This window comes from Kribbella sp. CA-245084 (assembly GCF_050942355.1).
In the GTDB taxonomy this organism is placed as follows: domain Bacteria; phylum Actinomycetota; class Actinomycetes; order Propionibacteriales; family Kribbellaceae; genus Kribbella.
In genome coordinates this window covers 4,202,778-4,226,113 of sequence record NZ_CP192053.1, presented here as the reverse complement: position 1 = coordinate 4,226,113, position 23,336 = coordinate 4,202,778, and the positions used below count along the sequence as shown (strand labels likewise).

Below are 23,336 nucleotides of genomic sequence, written 5' to 3'. Positions count from 1 at the left end.
CTCCGGTGCCTATCGCCCGGAGGCCGGGACGGCCCGGCAGATGAGGTAGATGAGGAAGGAGATTGTGGTTACGTAAGGGCTGATCGGGAGGCTGCCGCCGAGGGCTAGAAGGATGCCTCCGACGAGAGAGACGGTCGCGAAGATGACGCTCAGTACGGGGACGAGCCATGGGGAGGTGGCGACTCGGAGGGCGGCGGCTGCGGGGGTGACCACGATGCTCAGGACGAGTAGTGCGCCCACGATCTGGACCGAGATGGCGACCGCGAGGCCGAGTAGCACCATGAACACCAGCGACAGGACCTGCACCGGCACACCTCGGGCCGCGGCCTGTTCCGGGTCCGAGCTGGCGAACATCAGCGGCCGCCAGACGATCAGAAGCCCGAGCAGTACGACGACCCCGGTGACGATCAGCCAGGACAACTGCGGCGTGTCCACCGCCACGATCTGCCCTGTCAGCAGGCCGAACTTGTTGGCCGCACGACCCTTGTACAGGGCAAGGAACAGCACGCCGAGCCCCAGCCCGAACGGCATCAGCACCCCGATGATCGAGTTGCGATCACGCGCACGACTTCCCAGTACGCCGATCAGCATCGCCGCGATGATCGACCCGGTCAGCGAGCCGGCGACCACGTTCACACCGAGCAGCAGAGCGCCGGACGCGCCCGCGAACGACAGCTCGCTGATGCCGTGGACGGCGAACGGCAGGTCGCGCATCATCACGAATACGCCGATCAAACCGCCGACGATACCGAGCGCCACACCGGCGATGATCGAGTTGCGCACCAACGCCAGCAGTTCGCCGTAGTTGGTGAAGTTGAAGATCTCGTGCCAGACAGTTGCCGTAAGCATCGACTTCACCCGGCCCGCAGTACCGAGGTGTGATGCGTGTCCTCGGGAACGCCGGCCACCAGCACCCGGCCGCCGGAGCGGACCACCTCGACCGGCGACTGGTACAGGTCGCTCAACGTCGTCGACGTCATCACCTCGTCGACCGTCCCCGTCCGGAAGCGCCCGTTGGCCAGGTAGAGCACGCGGTCGACGTACGGAAGCACCGGGTTGATGTCGTGGGTGACGAAGACGATCGCGGTGTCATGCGTACGGCGGCGCCGATCGACCAGACCAGAGATCGTGCGCTGGCTGTTCAGATCCAGCGACAACAACGGCTCGTCACACAGCAGGAGCTTCGGGTCGGAGACCAGTGCCTGCGCAATCCGGACCCGCTGCTGCTCGCCGCCGGACAGCTGTCCGATCGGACGGTCCGCGAAGGCGTCGGCTCCGACCGACTCGAGCAGCTCGTCGATCCGCCGACGGCGCCGCGGGTCGGGGCGGCCGATCCCCCATCGATGGCCGTCGAGGCCTTGGCCAACGACATCCCGAGCCCGGAGCGGCGTCAGCGTGTCGATGCGCCGGTGCTGCGGCACGTAGCCGATCTGCGTGCTTCCCCGGTGGGGCGGAGCGCCGGCGACCTGGACGGTCCCGGACATCAGCGGATGCAGCCCGAGAACGGCCTTCAGCAGGCTGGTCTTCCCCGATCCGTTGGCGCCGAGGATCGCGAGGAACTCCCCTGCCTGCAGGCTCATCGTCAGGCCGCCCCACAACCGCCGTCCTCCGTATCCGAACGAAGCCTTCTCGAACTGCAGGACGTTCATCGGGCCAGGGCCGAACGGATCGCGTCCAGGTTGGAGGTCATCCAACCCAGGTAGTCCTTACCGTCGGGCAGCGTCTCGGTCACAGGCACCACGACGACGCCGTTCGCCTTGGCCGCCGCGAGCACCTTCTCCGTTTCCGGGCCGGACGTCTGCTCGTTGTACGCCAGCAGCTTGACCTGCTTCGCGCTGAACAACGTGAGCGTCTCCTGCAGCACCGCGGCCGGAACGTCCGTCCCCTCCTCGATCGCCTCGCTGAACTCGCCCGGCGTCTTGTTCACCAGCCCGCAGGCGGTCAGCAGATACACCGGCACAGGCTCGGTGATCGCGGCACCGTCGCCGTTGTGAGCAGCCTTGATCGAGGCCTCGGTCGCCTCCAGTTGCTTCACCTTGCCGGTGAAGGCGGCTGCGTTCGCGGCGTACGTCGAACTGTTCGTGGAGTCGACCTCGGACAGGGTGGACGCCAGCTGGGCGGCCAGCTTCTCCATGGTCGGGAAGTCGTACCAGACGTGCTCGTTCAGCTCACCGCCGGCGGGCGCCTTGTGGCCGGAGATGCCGACCACGTTGAGCACCTTCGCCGAGGTGTTGCCCGCCGACTTCAGCATCGTGTCCATGAAGTCGTCGTAGCCGCCGCCGTTCTCGATCACGACCTTCGCCTTCGAGAGCGAGAGTTGTGTCTGCGCGTTCGCCTCGTACGAGTGCGGGTCCTGGTCCGGGTCGGAGATGATCGACGTCACCTCGGCCTTGTCCCCCGCGATCTGCTTGACGATGTCGCCGTACACGTTGGTCGACGCGACGACCTGCACCCCTGCCTTCGAGGTCGACGCGGTCGTCTCGTCGGCCGCCGACGAACTGCACGCGGCCAGCAGCGCCACCGCCGCCGCACCGGCCAGGAATCCAACAGAACTACGCAGCCTCACAGAGCACCCGTCCCTCATCGCCAATTGATAATGAAAACCATTCCGGCAACAAGGTAGCACTGTCCCCCGGAGGATTGACAGCTACGGGTTGGTCAGCGGCGTACGGCTGGGAGCTGGACCGTGACGCGGAGACCGCCGGAGGGGCGGGCGGCGAGGATCAGGATTCCGTCGTGCGCCTGGGTGATGCTGTTGACGATCGCGAGGCCCAGGCCGACGCCGGTGTGGTCGGTGCGGACGCGTCCGCCGCCGCGCTGGAACGGCTCGATCAGGGTGGAAACCACCGGTGCGGGGAGGATCTCGCCGGTGTTCTCGACCGTGAGTACCACGGTCTTCGGGTGCACGGTCGTCGTGATCCACACGGCGCCGTCCGCGGGCAGGTTGTGGACGATCGCGTTGTGGACGAGGTTCGTGGCCAGCTGCAGCAGGAGGGTGTGCGAGCCGACGGTCGGGGCCACGTCACCGGAGGTTTCGACCGTCAGACCGCGCTTTTCTGCGAGTGGGAGGAGAGTCTCGACGGCCTCCTCCGCAATGAGGGACAGGTCGATGTCGCCGCGGGTGAAGGTCCGCTGGTTGGCGCGGCTGAGCAGCAGCAAGGCTTCGGTGAGGTCGATCGCCCGGCTGTTGACGAAGTCGAGGCGGTCGACGAGCTCCGCGGGGTCGCGGTTCGGGTCCTTGCGGGCCACGTCGAGCAGGGTCTGGGTGATCGCGAGCGGAGTACGCAGTTCGTGGGAGGCGTTGGCGGCGAACCGCTGTTGTTCGGCGTCGTGTGCTTCGAGCCGCTCGAGCATCGTGTCGAACGCGTCGGAAAGCTCGCGGAACTCGTCCTGACGGCCTTCCAGCTGGATCCGGTGAGACAGCGATCCGTTCGTGGCCAGGCGGGCGGCGTTGGTGATCCGGGTCAGCGGCGCGAGCATGCTGCCGGCCAGGATCCAGCCTCCGACCAGACCGGCGATCAGCAGCAACGTCAGCATCAGGATCGCCTTCGGCACGAACGCGGCCAGCAGGTCGGCACGGTCCGGGCTGCTCATCGGTGCGCGAGCCATCCGGGCGGGGACGTAGCGCAGCAGGAACACCCAGACGACCGCGAGCAGCCCGGCACCCGCGAGCATGATGACCGCCGCGTAGCTGAGCGTGAGCTTGAGGCGAACGCTCAGCCCCGGCTCCCTAGCCACGGCCGCCGTCATCGGGGGTGTCGATGCGATACCCCACGCCTGCCACGGTGGCGATGATCCAAGGCTCGCCCAGCCGTTTGCGCAGTGCGGAGACCGTGATCCGTACGGCGTTGGTGAACGGGTCGGCGTTCTCGTCCCACGCCCGTTCCAGCAGCTCCTCGGCGCTGACGACCCCGCCTTCCGCACCGACGAGAACCTCGAGTACGGCGAACTGCTTGCGGGTCAGCGCGACGTACCGGCCGTCGCGGTAGACCTCGCGGCGGAACGGGTCCACCCGCAGGCCTGCGATCTCGCGCACGGGCGGCCGGTTGTGGCCGCGTCGACGGTCGAGCGCTCGGAGACGCAGTACCAATTCCTGCAGCGCGAAAGGCTTGGTCAGGTAGTCGTCGGCGCCGAGCTCGAACCCGGACGCCTTGTCGTCGAGCCGGTCGGCCGCGGTGAGCATGAGGATCGGCATACCGCTGCCGGAGGCAACGATCCGCTTGGCGATCTCGTCCCCCGACGGGCCGGGAATGTCGCGGTCCAGGACCGCGATGTCGTAGGCGTTGATGCTCAGCAACTCGAGCGCGGTGTCGCCGTCGCCGGCGATATCGGCCGCGATCGCCTCCAGGCGCAGGCCGTCGCGGATCGCGCCCGCCATCTCCGGCTCGTCCTCGACCAGCAGCACCCGCATACTCCCGATGCTACGAGGTCCTTCATATCGTCCGCATATCGAATTCCCCATACGTACCGACAACACCGCGCTGCCTTGACTGGGACCATGACTCGAGCGGCAATTGGTGCGCCCAGCAAGGATGACGGCGCCGTCCCGGCCGGCGTGACGGTGTTCGACGACGACTACCCGGCCGTGGCCAACCTCGATCCGGCGCTGCTCACGGCGCTGCGCAAGGCCGCGACGGATGCCTCGGACGACGGAGTCACGTTCTACGTGAACAGTGGCTGGCGTTCTCCGGAGTACCAGAATGACCTGTTGCGCAACGCGGTCGTGAAGTACGGCTCGGAGGAGGAAGCGGCTCGATGGGTCGCTACGCCTGAGACGTCCCAGCACGTGCGCGGCGCGGCGGTCGATATCGGGCACTCCGAGGCGAAGGCGTGGCTGGCCGAGCACGGGGCGGCGTACGGGCTGTGTCAGATCTATCGCAACGAGCCGTGGCACTACGAGCTTCGGCCGGACGGGTGCGAGCCGATGTACGCCGACCCGACGCACGATCCGAGGATGCAGCGGTGAAACTGGCTGTCTCTCGTATCAGCGCCGGCGAACATCAGGCGTTCGTCGAGGCACAGCGGTCGGTCAGCTTCCTGCAGATGCCGGAGTGGGCCGCCGTCAAGACCGAGTGGCGTAGCGAGTCGGTCGGCTGGTACGACGGCGCGTGGCTCGTCGGCGCGGGCCTCGTGCTGCATCGGCCCGTACCGCGGTTGGAGCGGTACACGCTGGCGTACCTGCCGCAAGGCCCGGTGATCGACTGGAGCGGGCCGCTTGACGAGTGGATCGACCCGCTCGCGGCGTACCTGAAGGCGCAGGGCGCATTCGCGATCCGGCTCGGGCCACCGGTGCGCACGGACGTCTGGAGTGCCGCTGAGGTCAAGTCGGGGATCGCGGATCCGGGGGTCAAGCGGTTCACCGGGCCGGGCGGGGATCGGGTGACGCGCTGGCTCGAGGAGGCCGGGTGGCTGCCGCAGAGTCCGGAGGACGGGTTCGGTGACGGGCAACCGCAGTACATCTATGAGCTTCCGCTGGCCGGGCGGACCGAGGACGACGTACTCCGTGGGATGAACCAGCAGTGGCGGCGCAACATCAAGAAGGCGGCGAAAGAGGGCGTCGAGGTCTCGGTCGGCACGGACGTGAAGGCGTTCCACGACCTGTACGTCCACACCGCCGAGCGCGATCGCTTCACGCCGCGGCCAGTGCGGTACTTCGAGAACTTGTTCGCCGCGATGAGCTCCGCCACGTTGTATCTGGCACATCACCAGGGTGAGCTGGTCGCCGCAACGATCCTGGTCCGGGTCGGCGCTCATGCGTGGTACCTGTACGGCGCTTCGTCAACGTCGAAGCGTGAGGTTCGCGGGTCGAACGCGTGCCAGTGGGCGATGATCCGCGACTCGCTGGCCGCCGGGTGCGACGTGTACGACCTGCGCGGCATCACGCCGACGCTCGATCTGCAGGACTCCCATGTCGGGCTGATCCAGTTCAAGGTCGGCACCGGCGGGCAAGCGGTCCGGTACGCCGGCGAGTGGGACCTCCCGCTGCGTCCGATGGTGTACCGCGCCTTCGACCTCTACACGAAGCGGCGCCGCCGATGAACATCCGACCCGCAACCCGCGCCGACGCGATCGCCGTCAACGAACTCCTCGGTCAGCTGGGCTATCCCCAAGACGGGGCACGCGCGACAGCCGATCGAATCCAGGTCTGGGCCGACGACCCGGCCCTGGCGGCGTACGTCGCGGAGTCGAACGGCGACGTACTGGGCGTCATCGCCGTCCACGTTGCCCCCTTCTTCCAACGCGACGGCTCGTGGGCCCGCATCGTCGCGCTGGTCGTCTCCAACCAGGCCCGCCGTCAGGGCATCGCCACCCAACTCATGGCCGCCGCAGAATCCTTCGCCGCCACCCAAGGCTGTGTCCGCCTCGACCTCAACAGCGCCAACAACCGCCACGACGCCCACGCTTTCTACCAAGACCTCGGCTACGCCGACCAGACCGATACCTCGACCCGCTTCCTCCGCTCCTTACCGCAGCCGAGCTGGGGTGAGTGCGGCAGCGATCTCTTCGAGGTGGGCTTCTCGGGAGGCTTTGACGAGGACCACGTCGCCAGGGGCGAGGGTTCGGCGGAGCCAATGGATTGCTGCGGTGTTGTCGGGCAACGCCACTGCACGCTCTCCCGCGCCGGCCGCGATCGCGCGCGCACCTTCGCCGACGGCGATGATGACATCGGCGCGGGTGGCGGCGTACTCGCCGATGATGCGGTGTTCGGACTCGCTTTCCTCGCCGAGCTCGAGCATCTCGCCGAGTACGGCGATGCGGCGGCCCTCGATCACCGCCATCGCGTCCAGGGCGGCGCGGGTGGAGTCGGGGTTGGCGTTGAAGGAGTCGTTCAGGAGCGTGATCCCGCCAGGCAGGTCGGACAGCTCCATGCGCCACTTCGAGACGGATGCGGTGGCGAGCGCGGCCGCGGTCATCTCGACGGGTATGCCGATTGCCAACCCAGCCGCCGCAGCAGCCGCCGCGTTGAAGGCTTGGTGTGCGCCGACAAGCGGCAGTACGACGCGAGCCGCAGCGTCGGCGGTCTGCAAGGTAAAGGAAGGCCGGCCGCGGCGATCGAGCGTCAGGTCGAGCACTCGTACGTCGGCGTGCTCCGCCCGGCCGAAGGTGAGCACCGGGCCGTTCGTGAGGGCACGCATCGCGACAACCCGGGGATCGTCGGCGTTCAGTACGGCGGTCCCTCCCGGCGCGAGGCCCTGCACCAACTCGCCCTTCGCCTTGGCGATCGCCCCGCGTGAGCCGAACTCGCCGAGGTGCGCCTGCCCGACGTTCAGCACGACCGCCACGTCGGGTGCGACCAGTCCGGCGAGGTGAGCGATGTCGCCCCTCCGCCGCGCACCCATCTCGATGACGAGGAAGCGGGTAGCCGCATCGGCGCGGAGGATCGTCAGCGGTACGCCGAGCTCGTTGTTGAGGGACTCAATCGTTGCGACCGTTGGCCCCACAGTGGAGAGCGCAGCGGTGAGCAGATCCTTGGTGCTCGTCTTGCCCTGCGAGCCAGTGAGCCCGACGACGGTCAGCCCGTCACGGAGACGCGCGGCGACGTGAGCGGCAAGGGTCTGCAAAGCGGTCTGCGCATCCTCGACGACGACCGTAGGCAGCACGGTCGGCCGCGAGCCGAGGACAGCTACAGCACCAGCTTCGCCAGCCTGCACGGCATACGAGTGGCCGTCGGCGTGTTCGCCGGCGAAGGCAACGAACAGGCCGCCAGGCTCGGCCTCGCGACCGTCGAGTACTGCAGGTGCCGTCACCTTCACGGAACCGTCGCCGGCAACCGTTCCGCCGACGACCGCGGCAATCTCGTCGAGGCTGAGCGGGATCATGCCCCCAGTCAACAATGCACGCTATATCGTCGGCATATCGAAAAGCTCATACAGTCTGGCAACGCGGCGCTTCCTTCACTGGAGGCATGACCCACAGCGAATCGCTGGCGTCCTGGTTGTCGTCCGCGACCCTCCCAGATGTCGCACTGACGATCTACGGGTGCGGGCCGGACGAGGCCGTTCTGTTCCGGGAGCTCGCGCCCCGCTTCGGCGTCGTACCGACCATCACCGAGGCCTCGGTGTCCGAGGCAACCATTGAACTTGCCCTAGGCAAGAGGTGTGTCAGTGTCGGCCACAAGACGCCCATCACCAACGCGACGCTGCTGGCTCTCGCTCGAGCCGGCGTCGCGTACATCTCCACCAGGAGCATCGGCTACAACCACCTCGACCTGGACTACGCGGACAGCGTCGGCATCACCGTCGAGAACGTTGCCTACTCCCCCGACAGCGTCGCCGACTACACGCTGATGCTGATGTTGATGGCAGTACGTAACGCGAAGTCGATGATCCGCCGGGCCGACCTTCACGACTACCGACTGAACGACGTACGCGGGAAAGAATTGCGCGACCTGACCGTCGGAGTCATCGGGACCGGCCGCATCGGTGCGGCCGTGATCGACCGGCTGCGCGGATTCGGCTGCCGCACCGTTGCCTATGACAACCGTCCGGCGACCTCGGCCGACTACGTCCCGCTCGACGAGCTGCTGCGCGTCAGCGATCTCGTGACCCTCCACACGCCGCTCACCGAACACACCCACCATCTGCTCGACCGTCGGCGGATCGAGCAGCTGAAGCCCGGCGCGTACGTCGTCAACACCGGCCGCGGCCCGCTGCTCGACACCGAGGCCCTTCTCACAGCCTTGGAAGACGGACGACTCGGCGGCGCCGCGCTCGACGTCCTCGAGGGCGAGGACGGCATCTTCTACGCCGACTGCAGCAACGAGCCGATCGAAAGCAAACAACTGCTGCGACTCCAGGAACTGCCGAACGTGATCGTCAGTCCGCACACCGCCTACTACACCGATCACGCCCTGAGCGACACGGTCGAGAACTCGATCATCAACTGCCGGAAATTCGAGAACAGGAAGCAGCAGTGGATATGAAGATCGGCATCATCTTCGGAGGCCGCTCCGAGGAACACCCCATCTCGGTGAAGTCCGCGCAACAGGTCGCGGAGAACATCGACACCACGAAGTACGAACCGTTCTACATCGGCATCACCGAGGACGGCGCCTGGAAGCTGTGCGACGGCCCCGCGACGGATTGGGAGAACGGCGTCTGCCGCCCGGCCGTGCTCTCACCGGACAGCACCTCCCCCGGGCTGCTCGTGCTGGACGACGGGAAGTACGAGACGATCAACCTCGACGTACTCTTCCCGGTCCTGCACGGCAAGCAAGGCGAGGACGGCGCGATCCAGGGTCTGCTCGAGCTCTCCGGCCTCCCGTACGTCGGCTGCGACATCCAGAGCTCCGTGCTGTGCATGGACAAGTCCCTCGCCTACACCGTCGCCGCGAGCGCCGGGATCGCGACGCCGAACTTCTGGACGTTCACGGCGGGCCAGGCCATCGATCCCGATCAGTTCACCTATCCCAACTTCGTGAAGCCGGCCCGCTCGGGCTCGTCCTTCGGCGTCAGCAAGGTCGCGGGCAAAGACGAACTGCCGGCCGCCGTCGAGGCCGCCCGACAGTTCGACTCGAAGGTGCTGATCGAGGAGGCCGTCGTCGGCAGCGAGATCGGCTGCGCGATCCTCGGCAACGATCCCGAACTGCTCACCGGTGAGGTCGACCAGATCGACCTGTCGCACGGCTTCTTCAAGATCCACCAGGAGAGTACGCCGGAAAGCGGCTCCGACAACTCGACGGTGATCGTGCCCGCGGACATCTCCGCCGAGTCGCGTGCGCTCGTCCAAGAGACGGCGAAGGCCATCTACCGCGCACTGGGATGCCGTGGCCTGTCACGCGTCGACATGTTCCTCAAGGAGGACGGCACCGTCGTACTCAACGAGGTCAACACGCTGCCCGGCATGACGTCGTACAGCCGATACCCCCGGATGATGGACGCCACCGGCCTCTCCCGCACCGAGGTGATCGACCGCATGCTGTCGCTGGCCGTGGCGGCCAAGGCTCGGTGAACGAACGCCCGCCCCGACCGGCAGTGCTCACCGTGATCCTGGTTGCCAGTCTGGTGTTGATCGGTCTTCTCAAATACCACTCGCCGTGAGACATAAGATCCCGGTATGGCGACGCGACTTGTGCAGGCGGTGATCAAGGCTCGGGACAACTCTGCGCTCGGGCGGTTCTGGGCGGAGACCCTCGGGTGGAAGGTCACCGGCGACAAACCCGAAGAGACCAACCTCGAGCCTGAAGGTGTCACGTATCCGGACCCGAGCGCCGTGGTCGTCGACCTCATCCCGGGTGCGCAGCCCAAGACGGTCAAGAACCGCGTGCACATCGATCTGGCCACCACCTCAGCGACTCGCCAGGCAGAGCTGGTCGAGCGCCTCCAGGAGCTCGGCGCAACCCCTGCCGACATCGGTCAGGGTGACGTGCCGTGGACCGTCCTCGCCGACCCCGAGGGCAACGAGTTCTGTGTGCTCGAGCCCCGCGCGATCTACAGCGACACCGGCCCGATCGCCGCGATCGTGGTCGACTGCGTGGATCCGCACGCCATGGCCCGGTTCTGGAGCGAGGCGATGGACTGGACCCTGCACGAGGAGACCGATGACTTCGTGGCGCTGCGCTCGGCGAAGGGCGTCGGCCCGTACCTCGAGTTCCTCCGCTCTTCCGACCCGAAGACCGGGCTCGACCGCATCCACCTCGACCTCCGCCCGTACCCGGGCGACGACCACGCAGCAGAGGTTGCCCGGCTGGAGGCCCTCGGTGCCACCAAGCTCGACATCGGCCAGGGCGACGTCGCATGGCAGGTAATGGCTGACCCCGAGGGCAACGAGTTCTGCCTCCTTACCCCGCTCTGACGCCGAACCAGGCCATCAGCGCGGCGGTGACATCCGCGCCTCCCGACCAGCACAGCAGTCCATCCGGGCGGATCAGCAGCGCGTCGTGCTCTCCGTCCGGCTTGACCTGCAGTACGTCGACACGATCGGCCCAACCGTCCGGCCAGCTTCGGTCGCCGAAGTCGAGCAGTAAACCGCGGCCCGAGTGCAGGAGCGTCGACAACCACACCGGCCCGTCACCGGTGACCACCTCGAAGTCGGGGATCCGGTCCGCTGCGTCGAGCCCGGACATCATGCCGGCGAGGTAGCGGTTGGTGTCGGGCAACCGCATCAGGTCCGTGAAGATCTCGCGCAGTTCGACGATGTCCTCGCTCGGCCCAGGAAGCGCGAAAACCCGCTGCGCCGCGGTATGACGCAGTACCCGTGCCGCCACCGGATGCCGCTCGACCTGATACGTGTCGAGCAGGTCCGCCGTACCGCGCACGGCAGCCGCGAGCTTCCAGCCCAGGTTGAACGCGTCCTGTACGCCGAGGTTCAGCCCCTGCCCGCCGAACGGCGGATGAATGTGCGCGGCGTCTCCCGCGAAGAGGATCCGCCCGTACCGGTACGACTCCAGCTGCCTGGTCGCGTCGCCGAACTCGGACGAGTTCAGCACCTCGGCGAGCCGGGTCTCCTCGCCGTATAACACGCTGAGCGCTTGCGCCGTCTCGTCCGCCGACGCGACCCCGTCCCGGCCGAACGTGAAGCGATACTTCCCCTCGCCGACCGGCACGAGCATGCCCCAGTACTCGCCGGCTTGTTTGGTCATCGTGCTGAAGTGACACACGGCCGTCGGCACCTCGTCCGACACCGACGACAGCCGTACGTCGGTCAGCACCGCGCGGAACGTCCCTGCCCGACCGGGGAACGGTACGTCGAGCAGCTTGCGGACCGTGCTGTGCGCGCCGTCGCACGCCACGAGATACCGAGCCTGCAGGAGCTCCCCACCCGCGGTAACCGTCACGCCGTCGGAGTCCTGCGAGACCGCGCTGACCTCGACACCACGACGTACCTGAACTCCGCGCGCGGCCGCAGCTCGCTCGAGCTCCTCCTCGAGGATCCACTGCGGCACCGAGATCGGGTACGGGTGCCGGGTGTTCCACGGCGACGCGTCGAGCGGCACCGGCAGTCCGGCGAAATGTCCGCCGACCTCCTCGCGCGGCAGCTCGCGCGCCCGGATCGGGCCGAGCAGCCCGCGCAGATCCAGCACCTCGGCCGTGCGGGCCTGCAGCGCGCCGCCCTTCGTCTGTTCGATCCGCGTGTCCAGCCGTTCGAGGACGGTTACGTCGATGCCGGCCAGCGCCAGCTCGTAGGCCAGCATCAGCCCGGTCGGCCCGGCACCCGCGATCAGTACGTCCATGAAAGCTCTCCTCAGTGCACAAGTAGACTCAGTGCAGATTAGCACCCGGTGCTACGATCCCGCCATGGCGTTGCGTGAACGGAAGAAGCTCCGGACCCGGGAGGCGATCTCGACGGCGGCCATCGAGCTGTTCGTCGAGCACGGCTTCGACCGGGTGTCGATCACCCAGGTCGCGGAGGCCGCGGATGTGTCCCGGCGTACGCTCTTCGCGTACTTCCCGACCAAGGAAGATCTCGTCGTCCACCGCTTCGCCGACCATGAAGACGAGCCGGCCCGTGTCGTCCGCGCTCGCCCCGCCGACCAGTCACCGCTGGTCGCACTCCACACCCACTTCATCGAGCGCCTCCGCGCCCACGACCCGTTCACCGGCCTCACCGATCTGCCCCAGGTGCTCGACCTCTACCGGCTTCTCCGCGGTACGCCGGCCCTGATGGCACGCATGCTCCAGTTCAACGAGACCTCCGAAAGGGAACTGGCCTCAGCTCTGCACGAGACCGCCGGAACCCCCGAACTCACCGCCCGCCTGGCCGCCGCCCAGATCACCTCGGTCCACTGGACCCTGGCGATGTCGAACTTCGACCGCTGCGCGTCCGGCACCTCCGCCCCGAAAGCTCTGCCCACCGCAGTGAAAGCCGCCAACCAAGGCTTTGCCCTCCTCTCCTCCGGCCTGGCTCCGCTCTGGCCATCCACTTGAGGCACCACAGAAGGGTCACCATGAACGCGATGCAGAAGTTCTCCCTCGAGGGCAAGGTCGCTCTCGTCACCGGTGGCAGCCGGGGTCTCGGACGCGCAATGGCCGAGGCGCTCGGTGATGCCGGTGCCGCGGTCGCGGTCACCGCTCGGACCCTCGCTGCAGCCGAAGCCTCCGCGGCGGAGCTCGCAGCGCTCGGCATCCGCGCGTACGGCGTACAGCTCGAGGTGTCCGATGTTGAGGACGTGGAACGCGCGGTCGAGCAGGTGAGCAGCGAGTTCGGCGAGATCGATGTGTTGCTCAACAACGCGGGGATCGGAGTCGCCGGTCGCGCGTTCGAGACGCCTGATACCGCGTGGCACGAAGTGTTCTCGGTCAACGTCGACGGCCTCTGGTACTGCAGTCGTGCGGTCGCGCGCCGGATGGCCGAGCGCGGCGGCGGCACGATCGTGAACGTCGGGTCGATGTCGGCGGAGATCGTGAACCAGCCGCGCTGGCAGGCGTCGTACCTCTCGTCGAAGGCCGCCGTCCATCAGCTGACCAAGGCGCTGGCGGCCGAGTGGGCGCCGCACGGGATCCGGGTGAACGCGATGGCGCCGGGGTACTTCCTGACCGAGATGTCACCGGTGGACCAGCCCGAGTTCAAACAATGGTGCGTCGATCCGGCGGCGATGAAGCGGTACGGGCTGCCGCCGGAGTTGGGGCCGGTGGCAATCTTCCTGGCGAGCGAGGCGTCGAGTTTCATGACCGGCTCTATCGTCAAGGTCGACGGCGGCTTCACACTGTTCTGATGGTCACCATAGGCATCGTCGGCGCCGGACTCCGCGGGAGACTGTTCGCCGAGGCACTCCATACCCAGCCGGATGTCACTGTCGTCGGTCTGGCAGAGCCGTCGGAGAAGGTGGCATCGCAGGCACGGGCGGCCACCGGCCTGCCCGTCGTCCCGTCGCACGGCGAGTTGCTCGAGAAACTCGACCCGGACGCCGTGATCGTCGCGACCCCGGACTTCGCACATCGCGAGGTTGCTGTCGATGTGGCCGAGGCCGGTAAGCACCTGCTGATCGAGAAGCCGGTCGCCACGAATCTCGACGACGCGCATGCCATCGCGGAGGCGGTTCACCGCTCGGGTGTGCGCTGCCTCGTCGGCTTCGAGAACCGGTGGAATCCGCACGTGGTGCAGGCCAAGGCGGCGATGGACTCCGTCGGCGATCCGATCACGGCATCAGCCACCTTGAGCAACTCGTACTTCGTGCCGACCACCATGCTGTCCTGGGCAGCGAAGTCGTCGCCTGCATGGTTCCTCATGCCGCACACCGTCGACCTCATCCTGTACCTCACCGGCCGACGGGCCGTGTCCGTGAACGCGGTCGGATCTCGCGGTGTGCTCGCCAAGCGCGGTATCGACACATGGGACGTCGTCCACGCACTGGTCAGCTTCGAGGACGGATCGACTGCGACGCTGTCGTCGGCGTGGACGCTGCCGGATGCCGGAGACGGGATCGTCGACTTCCGGTTCCAGGTGGTCGGCACCGAGGGATCGGTGACCGCGGATCTGTCGCACCAAGGCCTGACTGTGGTCAGCGACAAGTACCGGTCGACCTGGCCTGTCGCGGGCCGGATCGGGCGGTCGCAGGTCGGTCCGGCTGTCTGGATGGTTCAGGACTTCGCGGCGGGGCTCGTCGACGGCGGCGACCTCGGGCCGGGTATCGATCACGGCGTACTGGTCACTGAGCTCATCTGCGCGATCGAGGAGTCGATCAGCTCCGGACAGACTGTGCAGCTTCCGGCTCCTCAGCCCTGACCAGCCACCAGCGGTGTGATGCGAGGGCGGCCAGTCCGGCGCCGGCGGTGTTGAGCAGTACGTCGTCCACAGAGGACACCCGGTCCAACTGGAAGGCGTACTGCGAGACCTCGATCAGGATCGAGCAGCCCGCCGCGAGCGCCAGGATCCGCGGTACGGACGCCAACGCCGCGAACCGCAGCGGGGCCAGGAACCCGAGCGCCGCGAACACGAGCAGATTGCCGACGATCTCAGGGGCTGGCATCGTGACCAGGTCGTGCAGCGGTACGAGGCTGACGCGGGCAGGAGCGCTGCCGGCGCGGCTGCCCGGCAACAGGGTCATCCACACCCACGGCAGCGTCCCGTAGACGATGCCGACGTCGGTGAGCGACGTACGCCATGAACCTCGCAGGCGTGCCAGGAGGCAGACCGCCAGCGCGGCCACCGGCAGTGCGAACACCGTTAAGACGGCTACGCCCGTGAACGTACCGAGCCAGCCGTGCCACCCTCTGATGATTGCGGTACCTCCGTTCCGGTCTCCAGCGAACGCGGGCTGATGTTGCCGGGGTGTATGTGGTTATGGATATGCGGACGATATGTGTCTGCGGGTAGCGTCGGGGGCATGGGGAGGCGGCCTGGGTTGAGCGTCCGCCTCAAGCTCACCCTCAGCTATGCCGCCTTCCTCATGCTCGCGGGCACCTTGCTCCTCGCGGCGGTGTGGCTGTTCCTCCTGCGGTACGTCCCCGAGAAGGCGGTCCTGGTCGTGCCCGACGGCACGGCCGGCAGCAGTGTCTTCCCGGTCCGGTCGCGTCTGCTGGAGGTCTTCGCGCCGCGGGCCGCCGCGGTGTTCATCCTGCTGCTGATCTTCGGTTTGCTGGGCGGGTGGATCCTCTCGGGCCGCATGCTCGCACCGTTGACCCGCATCACCAACGCCGCGCGTCTCGCCGAGAACGGTTCGCTGTCGCACCGGATCGAGCTCGAAGGACCGACCGACGAGTTCCGTGAACTCGCCGACGGCTTCGACCGGATGCTCGCGCAGCTCGAGGCACATGTCGCCGAACAGAAGCGATTCGCGGCCAACGCCTCCCACGAACTGCGTACGCCGCTCGCGATCACACAGACGCTCCTCGACGTCGCCATCAACGACCCGGACCGCGACAGCGGCGACCTCGACGAACGCCTGCGCGCCATCAACACCCGGGCGATCAACCTGACCGAGGCGCTCCTGCTGCTGAGCCGCGCCGATCAACGGTCCTTCACCCAGGAACGCGTCGACCTCTCGCTGATCGTGGAAGAGGCCACCGAAACCCTGCTCCCGTTCGCAGAGAAGCGCGGCATCACGATCGAGACCGCCGGCGAGCTCACGCCGACCACCGGCTCTCACACCCTGCTGCTCCAGCTCGCGACGAACCTCATCCACAACGCGATCGTCCACAACCTCCCCGATCACGGCACGATCGCCGTAACCACCGCGGCACGCTTCAACACCGTCGTACTGACCGTCGAGAACACCGGCGAGCTCCTCAGCCGGCAACTGGTCTCCACCCTGACCGAACCGTTCCAGCGCGGCGCCCGCACCCATCAGCCGGGCGTCGGCCTGGGCCTCGCCATCGTCAAAAGCATCACCGAGGCCCACAATGGCACGCTGACCCTGATGGCCCGCCTGGGCGGCGGGCTCCACGTCACCGTCGCACTACCTGTCGACCAGGCCTGACTCACTCGCGCGCGAGTTGCCTCGCGTTCGTCCGGGCGACCTCGAGGACCGCGCTGGCGTCGCCGTTCAGGACGCTCCGGGTCGCCCACAGGGTGAAGCCGGCGGCCTGGTTCAACGCGATCCGCGGCGGGATCGCGACCTCGTGGCGCAATGTCCGTACGTCGACCAGCGCCGGACCGCGATGCGAGAACGCTTCCTTCAAAGCGCCGTCCAGGTCCTTGGCCATGTCCACTCGGATGCCATGAATGCCGACGGCACGTGCCACCGCCGCGAAATCCGGGTTGTCGAGGTCCGTGCCGTAGTTCACGATGCCGTCGGCCTTCATCTCGAGTTCGACGAAACCGAGCGCACCGTTGTTGAGCATCACGATCTTCACCGGAAGCTGCAGCTGACGAAGCGTCAGGAGCTCCCCCATCAGCATCGCCAGCCCGCCGTCGCCGGAGAAGGCAACGACCTGGCGATCCGGGAAAGCGGATTGCACACCGAGAGCCTGCGGCAGGGCGTTGGCCATCGTGCCGTGGGTGAAGGACCCGATCAGTCGCCGTCGGCCGTTCATCCGGAAGTACCTCGCGGCCCACAGCGTCGGCGTACCCACATCTGGGATGAGTACGGCGTCGTCGTCGGCCAGTCGATCGACCGCCGCCGCGACCGTCTCGGGATGCAGCGGCCGCCGGCGCCGCCCGGGCTCGGCCAGCTTGTCGAACCGGCGGCGAGTCCGCTGGTAATGGGCGGTCATCGTCTCGAGATGCTTCACATCCGCCCGTGCCGCGAGGTGCGGAAGGAGCGCCTCGACGGTGTCCTTCACCGTTCCGACCAGGGGTACGTCGACCGGCACCCGGCGGCCGATCTGCTCGCCGCGGACGTCGACCTGCACGATCCTGGCGTTCTCGGGGAAGAACGGGCGGTACGGGAAGTCAGTGCCGAGCATCAGCAACGCATCGCAGTGCTCCATCGCGCGATAGCCGGACACGAAGCCGAGCAGACCGGTCATGCCCACGTCGTACGGATTGTCGTACTCGACGAACTCCTTGCCGCGAAGGGCGTGAACGACCGGCGCCTTCAGCCGCTCAGCGATCGCTACGACCTCGTCATGCGCGCCCTGGCACCCAGCCCCGGCCAGGATCGTGACCGCGCCGGCCGAGTTCAGCATCTGGGCCGCAGCCACCAGATCCGCCTCGGCAGGCAGCACCCGCGCGGACGCCGCCCGTACTCCGTGCACCGCGCCATCAGGCGCTGCCGCTTTGAAGACCTCCCCGGGTACGACGACCACCGCGACGCCGCGCCGCTCGACCGCCGTACGCATCGCCACCCGGAGGATCCGTGGGAACTGCTCGGCGGTGCTCACCATCTCGGCGTACACGCTGCACTCACGGAACAACTCCTGCGGATGGGTCTCCTGGAAGTACCCGCTCCCGATCTCGGCCAACGGGATGTGCGCAGCGACGGCCAGCACCGGGACCCGGCTGCGCTGCGCGTCGAAGAGACCGTTGATCAGATGCAGGTTGCCCGGCCCGCAGCTCGCGGCGCACACCGCCAGCTCGCCTGTCGTCGCCGCTTCTCCCGACGCCGCCAGCGCGGCCGCCTCCTCATGACGGACATGCTGCCAACTCAGCTCGCCGTCCCGACGCAGCGCATCCGTGAGCCCGTTGAGCGAGTCACCAGGCAGGCCGTAGACACGCCGAACCCCCGACGCCTTGAGGGTAGCCACCAACAGATCGGCGACCGTCATCATGCGGCTCCTTCGAAGATTCCGCGTGGGACGGTCATCGAGACCAGCCAGTTCGGAAGGTCGACCAGCTCGCTGATCTTCAGGTCGCCCGCGACGCTGCACAGTGCGTACGCCTCATGCATGCTCACACCCTGGTCGGTGACCAGCCAGTCGATCATGTCGCGGACGGCGTTCTTCACGTCCTCCATCAGGTCCGGACCGGCGCCGGTGGTGATGTAGTACCCCTGCGCGGCCATCTCGGCCGACATCGCCCGCTGGGTCGGATCGGCCGCGGGAACGATGGCCCGCGGTGCGCCGATCACGGTGTTCTTGATGACCTGGAACCGCAGGGTCGCGGACATCAGCGTCTCGACGGCCGTCCCGGAGATCTCGCCGTCGCCCTGCGCCATGTGCCCGTCCCCGGCCGAGAACAGCGCGCCTTCGGCGTACACCGGAAGCTGCAGCCGGGAGCCGGAGGTGATCTGGCGTACGTCGATGTTGCCGCCCATCCCGCCGCTGAAGCTGGGCGGGAACGTGCGGTACATGCCTTTGCGCATCGGCGCGTTTCCCATGATCCCCAGGAACGGCGCGATCGGGATCTGCGCACGCTTCCCGCTGTCCGAGCCGACGAACGTGGCGGAGCCGGACGACTGCCCGCGTTCGAACCGGTAGAGCTGGACGTACGCCGCTCCCGTGCCGAACGGCTGGTCCTCGGGGATCGCCGACGGCACCCGCCCGGGACTGGGATCGCTCAGCTGTGCCGCCTCGATCCACGGGGCGAACACGCCGAGGACGTCCGGACGCAGTGTCCCGAACAGGCCGAGAGCCGGACTGACGGTCGTGTAGCCGAAATCGACCAGGGGGCTGACGTCGAGCACCTCGACCTCGAGGATGTCCCCCGGCTCGGCGCCCTCGATGTACACCGGGCCGGTGAGCGGATGGATCCTGCCGAGGTCGAGCGTCATCGATCCGTCCGGCGTCAACGTCTGCGCCTGATCACCGATGTCGAGAGCGTCGCGGCACAGCAGCTGGATCTCCTCACCGGGACGGACCGTGACCGCCGGCTCCAGATCGCGGTTCCAGCGGTTGTGCAGGACCTGCCCGTACCCGTCCAGGACGCGGTCCCCGCGCGGAGCGGCGACGGTCTCCGGCGTACCCGATCCGGCGACGTCGACCGTGCCGAGCCCGCCCTCGCCGGCCAACTGCGCGAAGCTGGCGGCGGCCTCCGGACCGACGCCTGCCTGGACGTGTACGGCGTCGCTGGCGGTTGCCGAGTGAGCGAAACACATAGGTCTTCTCCTCCCGGATGCCTTCCGCACCGACGATGCTCCGCACCACCGGCCCGCCGCACCCGGGTCACTCCCTGGTCTCACTCACCAGGGAGTGACCCGGGTCTACAGTGACGAGCATGCGAGCTGACATCGTGCCCGGTGCTGTGTTCCCCGACTACGAGCTGCCCGACCAGGAGGACGTACCGCGCAAGCTGAGCGACCTCCAGGGTGAGGATCCGATGATTCTCACGCTCGCGCGCGGGCACTACTGCCCCAAGGAGCACCAGCAGCATCTCGAGCTGGCGGCGTTCTACCCGAAGATCGCGGTCAGCTACACGCAGATCGTGACGATCGCGACCGACGAGCACCACACGCTGCAGGAGTTCCGGTCGTCGGTCGGCGCGCAGTGGCCGTTCCTGTCCGATCCGGGGCGGATCGTCCAGCGGGATCTCGACATCGCGGAGTACACCGATCCCGACAACGACCCGATGATCCCGTACACGCTCGTGCTCAAGCCCGGGCTGGTGGTGCACAGCATCTACAACGGCTACTGGTTCTGGGGACGGCCGACGACCTCCGAGCTGTGGCAGGACCTCCGGGCAGCGAGCAGCGAAGTACGTCCGGACTGGGATCTCAGCAAGCCCGGGCTACGCGAGGCATGGGACAGCGGCGACCACAGCGCCTTCCACGGATGGAACAAGCGCCCTAACGCGTGATGTCGTCGTACAGGCGGACCGCTGCGAGAAGTCCGTCCGTGCCGCGTTCGAAGACGGCGAGACCTGCCTGGGGCGGTCCGTCGACGTTGTATTCCAGCGCACAGCCGACGCCATCATCTGTGACAGCACACGCCTGTACGGCGGTTGGGCCGGCGTTGGCGTAGAACGCGCGAAGGCCGTCCACGCCGCGACGGATATTGTCCAGCGGCTCCTGCACCTAGCCGTCCGGCTGGAACGTCTTGACGATCGATTCGACATCACCACCGGCCAGCGCATCCAGGTGGCGCGCCACGACGTCCGTCGTCTGGACGGCCCCAGCATCCAGGAAGGCCGGCCGCAGGTGGCGCAGTCCGTCGACCGGCCACTGGCTGCAGTACGTGCGGAACTCGACGGAGCGCTCGTCCAGCGACTCGGCGACCACCGCAACCGGCCACGCCACCTCGTCGCCCTCGTGCAGGACATGCACGAGCAGTTCGACCGCCGCGCGCCCGTCGACCGTGATCGAGCCGACCACCTTCAGCCGGGCGTGGTGCGCGGCCATCCACTCGCGGTTGCTGTGGATGAACGCCCGCAAGTCGCGATGCCCGCGAATCTCTCCGGCCCGCGGATCATGCACGACCACGTCTCCGGGCCACGTCTTCTCCAGCGCGCCCGGCGCATCGTCGTACATCGCCTTCAGGTACTGCGCGACTGGATCCGCCTGCTCTCGCGCCCGGGCATCACGACGGGCCAGCTCGATCGCGGTGGAGAACTCCGGGAACCACGGCATGATTCACGGTACGACAGAGGACCGGGCCGCCGCACGCATGTCCTTCAGCAAGGCGACGTCACGCGCATGCGTCGGCGTCTCGACGAGTAGCGGAATGCCCTGCAGGCCTGACAGCACCGTCTCCAGTGCGGCCAGTCCGATCGTGCCGCGGCCGAGCGACTCGTGCCGGTCGCGGTGTGAACCGGCGGGATCGCGGCTGTCGTTCACGTGGATCAGCCCGACCCTGTCCGCCACTGGCTTGATCGCGGCCAGATCCTCACCGGCCGCGTGCAGATGGCAAGTGTCGAGACACAGCCCGATCTCGGGGTCATCCAGAGCGTCCAGGTACTCGATGCTGCTCTCGATGGTCGAGGCAGCCGCCTCACCGGCGCCGGCCGTCGGCTCGATCAGCAGCCGTACGTCGTGCCAGCGGTGCGCGATCGGTACGACGAGATCGCGCAGGCCACGGAGCACTTCGGCGCGGCGCCCGCTCATGACCATCGACCCCGCGTGGACGACGACCGCGGACGCGCCGAGCGAGGCGGCGCGCTGCAGGGTCAGCTCGAGGGCGGCTGTTGAGCGGCTGAGCACCAGGTCGGAGGGCGAGCACAGATTGATCAGGTGCGGCGCGTGGACGACGACCGGCAGGTCCCGCTCGGCGCACGCCGTACGGAACGCTTCATCAGCCGCTGGGTCGACCGCTGCCGGTATCCAGCTGCGGGGATTGCCGGCGAACAGCTGGATGATCTCGGCGTCGACCGCAGCGGCCTCCCCCAGCCCGACCTTGACCAGTCCGCCGGCGACGGCAACGTGTGAACCGATCCGCACTCTCGTTCCCTCCGGGTTCGCATTCTTGACTTCAGAGTACAGAACCCTAGGATGAGGGTGTGGCGAGACCTATGACATTCGACGCCGAGCAGACCATCGACCGGGCGGTGGAGGTCTTCTGGCAGCGCGGCTTCGGCGCGACGACCCCGCAGAACCTGGTCGACGAGCTCGGCATCGGCAAAGGCAGCCTCTACAACACGTTCAAGAGCAAGCACCACCTGTTCCAGCTGGCCATGCGTCGGTACAGCGCCCATCGCGCCGCCGACCTGGCCGAGGCTCTCGACGGGCCGGGGCCCGTGCGCCCCAAGCTGCGGACCGCGATGCGGAACCTGGCCGGCGTCGGCGAGCATCAGCTGGGCTGTCTGATCGTCAACTCGGTCGCCGAGCTGGGCAGCTCGGACGACGCCGTCGCGGACGTCTCGAAGGAGATGTTCGACCTGGTCCAGGATGCGTTCCGGACCGCGATCGAACGCGGTCAGGCCAGCGGCGAGCTGATCCCCGGTCGTGATCCCGGTGACGCCGCGAGCGCCCTCCTGGCCGTGGTGATCGGGACGAATGTGCTGGCCAAGGCCGGCCGTGCTCCCTCGCAGCTCACCCGCCTCCTCGACGCCGCACTGATCGACATCTGATGAGTGCCGACGACCGGCGCTGGGCGGCGTTCCGCCACCTGGGCCCGAACTGGTACGCCGCGATCATGGGGACGGCCATCATTCCGGGGGCGGGCATCTCACTGCCGCACCAGTTCCCCGGCGCGCTGCGGGTCTGGCAGGTCTTCGCCGTGCTGGCATTCCTCGAGCTGGTCGCACTGGTAGTTGCCCGCGGCATCCACTGGCGCTTCCACTCCGATCAGGCCCGCGCCGATCTGCTCGACCCGACGGTCGCGCCGTTCTATGCGTGCATCTCGCTGGCCTTTCTCGCCACCGGACTGATCTGCTACACGGTCGGGCACACGTTCCTGCCGGACGGCCTGGCACTCGGCCTGAGTGCGACGTTGTGGACGATCGGGACCGTCGTCGGGCTCGTCTGCGCGGTCGGGCTGACGCTGCTGATGATCATCAAGCACGACCTGAGCATCATCGGCCAGTCCCCCGCCTGGCTGCTGCCGCCGACCGGGACGATGGTGTCGGCCGCCTTCGCGCTGCCGCTGCTCCAGCACCTGGACCCAGGCCAGGGTAAGGAGTTGTTCGTCATCTGCCTGTACGCGATGTTCGGCCTCGACCTGATCATGACGATCGTGGTGCTGCCGCTCGTGCTGCAGCGGCTCTTCGTCCACGGCCCGCTCCCGATCCAGGCCACGCCGATCCTCTTCATCGGCATTGCGCCGTTCGGGCAAGGCGTCAACGCCCTCGGCAACCTCGGCGACCAGGCGACGACGTCCGGTCTGCCCGCACCATTCGACACCGGATTGCAGACGCTGTCCATCGTCGCCGGCGTACCGATCATGGGATTCACGCTGCTGTGGGCGGCCCTGTGCGTCGCCATGATCATCTGGGCCTTCGGGAAGGGGCTCAAGTTCTCGATGGCCTGGTGGGCGACGCCATTCTCCTGGGGCACGATCGTCACCGGGATGAGCGTGATCAGCCACCACACCGGGATCGAGGCGCTGGGCTGGTTCACAGTGGCGATGTACGTCGGCCTCTGCGCGCTCTTCCTGTATACGTGGCCCCAGACGCTCTGGGGCCTCGTCAAACGCAGGCTCCCCGCCTGA

25 protein-coding genes and 1 pseudogene are annotated in these 23,336 nt (G+C 67.7%); 13 read left to right on the top strand and 13 right to left on the bottom strand.

What is annotated here, in order from left to right:
* Positions 1-9: 9 nt before the first annotated feature.
* From ACQPYH_RS20295 to ACQPYH_RS20275, 5 genes are all read right to left on the bottom strand, one after another.
* Positions 10-849 (bottom strand): metal ABC transporter permease, encoded by an 840-nt coding sequence (locus ACQPYH_RS20295; protein WP_432893542.1) that lies wholly within the window; start codon positions 847-849, stop codon positions 10-12.
* 5 nt (positions 850-854) lie between these two features.
* Entirely contained in the window at positions 855-1,649 is a 795-nt protein-coding gene (locus tag ACQPYH_RS20290; protein WP_432893540.1) for a metal ABC transporter ATP-binding protein, read from the bottom strand.
* Positions 1,646-2,566, bottom strand: coding sequence for a metal ABC transporter solute-binding protein, Zn/Mn family (locus ACQPYH_RS20285; protein ID WP_432893537.1), 921 nt, complete (start codon positions 2,564-2,566; stop codon positions 1,646-1,648). Before ACQPYH_RS20285 ends, ACQPYH_RS20290 begins: the two co-directional genes overlap by 4 nt.
* A 92-nt stretch (positions 2,567-2,658) precedes the next feature.
* On the bottom strand, positions 2,659-3,738 hold the full coding sequence (locus tag ACQPYH_RS20280; RefSeq protein ID WP_432893534.1) for a sensor histidine kinase: 1,080 nt from the start codon (positions 3,736-3,738) through the stop codon (positions 2,659-2,661).
* Positions 3,731-4,411, bottom strand: coding sequence for a response regulator transcription factor (locus tag ACQPYH_RS20275; RefSeq protein WP_432893531.1), 681 nt, complete (start codon positions 4,409-4,411; stop codon positions 3,731-3,733). The genes ACQPYH_RS20280 and ACQPYH_RS20275 overlap by 8 nt, the downstream gene beginning before the upstream one ends.
* Before the next feature lie 87 nt (positions 4,412-4,498).
* On the opposite strand from ACQPYH_RS20275, the gene ACQPYH_RS20270 reads away from it, so the two are divergent.
* From ACQPYH_RS20270 to ACQPYH_RS20260, 3 genes and pseudogenes are all read left to right on the top strand, one after another.
* A complete protein-coding gene (locus ACQPYH_RS20270) occupies positions 4,499-4,966 on the top strand; it encodes a M15 family metallopeptidase (protein WP_432893528.1) in 468 nt (155 codons plus the stop codon).
* Complete coding sequence (locus tag ACQPYH_RS20265; protein ID WP_432893525.1) at positions 4,963-6,039, top strand: lipid II:glycine glycyltransferase FemX; 1,077 nt, start codon at positions 4,963-4,965, stop codon at positions 6,037-6,039. Before ACQPYH_RS20270 ends, ACQPYH_RS20265 begins: the two co-directional genes overlap by 4 nt.
* A pseudogene (locus ACQPYH_RS20260) lies at positions 6,036-6,380 on the top strand (GNAT family N-acetyltransferase); the annotation flags it as partial. The gene ACQPYH_RS20265 and the pseudogene ACQPYH_RS20260, both read left to right, overlap by 4 nt.
* Before the next feature lie 84 nt (positions 6,381-6,464).
* Here ACQPYH_RS20260 and ACQPYH_RS20255 read toward each other — a convergent pair.
* Entirely contained in the window at positions 6,465-7,820 is a 1,356-nt protein-coding gene (locus ACQPYH_RS20255; RefSeq protein WP_432893522.1) for a UDP-N-acetylmuramoyl-tripeptide--D-alanyl-D-alanine ligase, read from the bottom strand.
* Positions 7,821-7,906: 86 nt separating this feature from the next.
* Between ACQPYH_RS20255 and ACQPYH_RS20250 the strand changes: the two genes are divergently transcribed.
* The 3 genes from ACQPYH_RS20250 (at position 7,907) to ACQPYH_RS20240 (ending at position 10,794) form a co-directional block, all read left to right on the top strand.
* Entirely contained in the window at positions 7,907-8,923 is a 1,017-nt protein-coding gene (locus tag ACQPYH_RS20250) for a D-isomer specific 2-hydroxyacid dehydrogenase family protein (protein ID WP_432893520.1), read from the top strand.
* Positions 8,920-9,951, top strand: coding sequence for a D-alanine--(R)-lactate ligase (gene vanA, locus ACQPYH_RS20245; protein ID WP_432893518.1), 1,032 nt, complete (start codon positions 8,920-8,922; stop codon positions 9,949-9,951). The genes ACQPYH_RS20250 and vanA overlap by 4 nt, the downstream gene beginning before the upstream one ends.
* A gap of 105 nt (positions 9,952-10,056) precedes the next feature.
* On the top strand, positions 10,057-10,794 hold the full coding sequence (locus tag ACQPYH_RS20240; protein ID WP_432893515.1) for a VOC family protein: 738 nt from the start codon (positions 10,057-10,059) through the stop codon (positions 10,792-10,794).
* On the opposite strand, the gene ACQPYH_RS20235 is transcribed toward ACQPYH_RS20240, so the two are convergent.
* Positions 10,781-12,172, bottom strand: coding sequence for an FAD-dependent monooxygenase (locus ACQPYH_RS20235; RefSeq protein ID WP_432893512.1), 1,392 nt, complete (start codon positions 12,170-12,172; stop codon positions 10,781-10,783). The genes ACQPYH_RS20240 and ACQPYH_RS20235 overlap by 14 nt on opposite strands.
* A 64-nt stretch (positions 12,173-12,236) precedes the next feature.
* Here ACQPYH_RS20235 and ACQPYH_RS20230 point away from each other — a divergent pair, with 64 nt between their 5' ends.
* From ACQPYH_RS20230 to ACQPYH_RS20220, 3 genes are read left to right on the top strand one after another with little or no spacing between them, the layout of a single operon-like run.
* Positions 12,237-12,866, top strand: a complete 630-nt coding sequence (locus ACQPYH_RS20230; protein WP_432893509.1) for a TetR/AcrR family transcriptional regulator — start codon at positions 12,237-12,239, stop codon at positions 12,864-12,866.
* Between the two features lie 29 nt (positions 12,867-12,895).
* On the top strand, positions 12,896-13,654 hold the full coding sequence (locus ACQPYH_RS20225) for an SDR family NAD(P)-dependent oxidoreductase (RefSeq protein WP_432893506.1): 759 nt from the start codon (positions 12,896-12,898) through the stop codon (positions 13,652-13,654).
* Positions 13,654-14,664, top strand: coding sequence for a Gfo/Idh/MocA family protein (locus tag ACQPYH_RS20220; RefSeq protein WP_432893503.1), 1,011 nt, complete (start codon positions 13,654-13,656; stop codon positions 14,662-14,664). The genes ACQPYH_RS20225 and ACQPYH_RS20220 overlap by 1 nt, the downstream gene beginning before the upstream one ends.
* Here ACQPYH_RS20220 and ACQPYH_RS20215 read toward each other — a convergent pair.
* The gene (locus ACQPYH_RS20215) at positions 14,621-15,103 is read right to left on the bottom strand and encodes a VanZ family protein (RefSeq protein ID WP_432893500.1); all 483 of its coding nucleotides are present in this window, start codon (positions 15,101-15,103) and stop codon (positions 14,621-14,623) included. The two genes, ACQPYH_RS20220 and ACQPYH_RS20215, sit on opposite strands and share 44 nt — an antisense overlap.
* Before the next feature lie 162 nt (positions 15,104-15,265).
* Between ACQPYH_RS20215 and ACQPYH_RS20210 the strand changes: the two genes are divergently transcribed.
* Positions 15,266-16,357, top strand: coding sequence for a sensor histidine kinase (locus ACQPYH_RS20210; RefSeq protein WP_432893497.1), 1,092 nt, complete (start codon positions 15,266-15,268; stop codon positions 16,355-16,357).
* A 1-nt stretch (position 16,358) separates the two neighbouring features.
* On the opposite strand, the gene poxB is transcribed toward ACQPYH_RS20210, so the two are convergent.
* A complete protein-coding gene (gene poxB / locus ACQPYH_RS20205; RefSeq protein ID WP_432893495.1) occupies positions 16,359-18,086 on the bottom strand; it encodes a ubiquinone-dependent pyruvate dehydrogenase in 1,728 nt (575 codons plus the stop codon).
* Positions 18,086-19,354 (bottom strand): acetamidase/formamidase family protein, encoded by a 1,269-nt coding sequence (locus ACQPYH_RS20200; RefSeq protein ID WP_432893492.1) that lies wholly within the window; start codon positions 19,352-19,354, stop codon positions 18,086-18,088. The genes poxB and ACQPYH_RS20200 overlap by 1 nt, the downstream gene beginning before the upstream one ends.
* A 119-nt stretch (positions 19,355-19,473) precedes the next feature.
* Here ACQPYH_RS20200 and ACQPYH_RS20195 point away from each other — a divergent pair, with 119 nt between their 5' ends.
* A complete protein-coding gene (locus ACQPYH_RS20195) occupies positions 19,474-20,052 on the top strand; it encodes a redoxin domain-containing protein (protein ID WP_432893490.1) in 579 nt (192 codons plus the stop codon).
* Here ACQPYH_RS20195 and ACQPYH_RS20190 read toward each other — a convergent pair.
* Genes ACQPYH_RS20190 through ACQPYH_RS20180 form a run of 3 tightly spaced genes read right to left on the bottom strand, consistent with a single transcriptional unit; the run spans position 20,042 to position 21,628 of the window.
* Positions 20,042-20,236 carry a hypothetical protein gene (locus tag ACQPYH_RS20190; protein WP_432893488.1) on the bottom strand — a complete coding sequence of 65 codons (195 nt, stop codon included), beginning with the start codon at positions 20,234-20,236 and terminating at the stop codon, positions 20,042-20,044. The two genes, ACQPYH_RS20195 and ACQPYH_RS20190, sit on opposite strands and share 11 nt — an antisense overlap.
* Positions 20,237-20,269: 33 nt before the next feature.
* Complete coding sequence (locus tag ACQPYH_RS20185; protein WP_432893485.1) at positions 20,270-20,821, bottom strand: nuclear transport factor 2 family protein; 552 nt, start codon at positions 20,819-20,821, stop codon at positions 20,270-20,272.
* Positions 20,822-20,824: 3 nt separating this feature from the next.
* Entirely contained in the window at positions 20,825-21,628 is an 804-nt protein-coding gene (locus ACQPYH_RS20180; RefSeq protein ID WP_432893482.1) for a deoxyribonuclease IV, read from the bottom strand.
* A gap of 71 nt (positions 21,629-21,699) precedes the next feature.
* On the opposite strand from ACQPYH_RS20180, the gene ACQPYH_RS20175 reads away from it, so the two are divergent.
* Together ACQPYH_RS20175 and ACQPYH_RS20170 are read left to right on the top strand one after the other, a co-directional pair.
* Positions 21,700-22,257, top strand: coding sequence for a TetR/AcrR family transcriptional regulator (locus ACQPYH_RS20175; protein ID WP_432893479.1), 558 nt, complete (start codon positions 21,700-21,702; stop codon positions 22,255-22,257).
* The gene (locus ACQPYH_RS20170; protein ID WP_432893476.1) at positions 22,257-23,336 is read left to right on the top strand and encodes a hypothetical protein; all 1,080 of its coding nucleotides are present in this window, start codon (positions 22,257-22,259) and stop codon (positions 23,334-23,336) included. Before ACQPYH_RS20175 ends, ACQPYH_RS20170 begins: the two co-directional genes overlap by 1 nt.

What these genes read in the sequence shown, in the direction of transcription:
- ACQPYH_RS20295 (WP_432893542.1), bottom strand. Translation starts at nt 849, where the DNA reads ATGCTTACGGCAACTGTCTGGCACGAGATCTTCAACTTCACCAACTAC.
- ACQPYH_RS20290 (WP_432893540.1), bottom strand. Translation starts at nt 1,649, where the DNA reads ATGAACGTCCTGCAGTTCGAGAAGGCTTCGTTCGGATACGGAGGACGG.
- ACQPYH_RS20275 (WP_432893531.1), bottom strand. Translation starts at nt 4,411, where the DNA reads ATGCGGGTGCTGCTGGTCGAGGACGAGCCGGAGATGGCGGGCGCGATC.
- ACQPYH_RS20270 (WP_432893528.1), top strand. Translation starts at nt 4,499, where the DNA reads ATGACTCGAGCGGCAATTGGTGCGCCCAGCAAGGATGACGGCGCCGTC.
- ACQPYH_RS20255 (WP_432893522.1), bottom strand. Translation starts at nt 7,820, where the DNA reads ATGATCCCGCTCAGCCTCGACGAGATTGCCGCGGTCGTCGGCGGAACG.
- ACQPYH_RS20250 (WP_432893520.1), top strand. Translation starts at nt 7,907, where the DNA reads ATGACCCACAGCGAATCGCTGGCGTCCTGGTTGTCGTCCGCGACCCTC.
- vanA (WP_432893518.1), top strand. Translation starts at nt 8,920, where the DNA reads ATGAAGATCGGCATCATCTTCGGAGGCCGCTCCGAGGAACACCCCATC.
- ACQPYH_RS20240 (WP_432893515.1), top strand. Translation starts at nt 10,057, where the DNA reads ATGGCGACGCGACTTGTGCAGGCGGTGATCAAGGCTCGGGACAACTCT.
- ACQPYH_RS20235 (WP_432893512.1), bottom strand. Translation starts at nt 12,172, where the DNA reads ATGGACGTACTGATCGCGGGTGCCGGGCCGACCGGGCTGATGCTGGCC.
- ACQPYH_RS20230 (WP_432893509.1), top strand. Translation starts at nt 12,237, where the DNA reads ATGGCGTTGCGTGAACGGAAGAAGCTCCGGACCCGGGAGGCGATCTCG.
- ACQPYH_RS20225 (WP_432893506.1), top strand. Translation starts at nt 12,896, where the DNA reads ATGCAGAAGTTCTCCCTCGAGGGCAAGGTCGCTCTCGTCACCGGTGGC.
- ACQPYH_RS20220 (WP_432893503.1), top strand. Translation starts at nt 13,654, where the DNA reads ATGGTCACCATAGGCATCGTCGGCGCCGGACTCCGCGGGAGACTGTTC.
- ACQPYH_RS20210 (WP_432893497.1), top strand. Translation starts at nt 15,266, where the DNA reads ATGGGGAGGCGGCCTGGGTTGAGCGTCCGCCTCAAGCTCACCCTCAGC.
- poxB (WP_432893495.1), bottom strand. Translation starts at nt 18,086, where the DNA reads ATGACGGTCGCCGATCTGTTGGTGGCTACCCTCAAGGCGTCGGGGGTT.
- ACQPYH_RS20200 (WP_432893492.1), bottom strand. Translation starts at nt 19,354, where the DNA reads ATGTGTTTCGCTCACTCGGCAACCGCCAGCGACGCCGTACACGTCCAG.
- ACQPYH_RS20195 (WP_432893490.1), top strand. Translation starts at nt 19,474, where the DNA reads ATGCGAGCTGACATCGTGCCCGGTGCTGTGTTCCCCGACTACGAGCTG.
- ACQPYH_RS20185 (WP_432893485.1), bottom strand. Translation starts at nt 20,821, where the DNA reads ATGCCGTGGTTCCCGGAGTTCTCCACCGCGATCGAGCTGGCCCGTCGT.
- ACQPYH_RS20175 (WP_432893479.1), top strand. Translation starts at nt 21,700, where the DNA reads ATGACATTCGACGCCGAGCAGACCATCGACCGGGCGGTGGAGGTCTTC.
- ACQPYH_RS20170 (WP_432893476.1), top strand. Translation starts at nt 22,257, where the DNA reads ATGAGTGCCGACGACCGGCGCTGGGCGGCGTTCCGCCACCTGGGCCCG.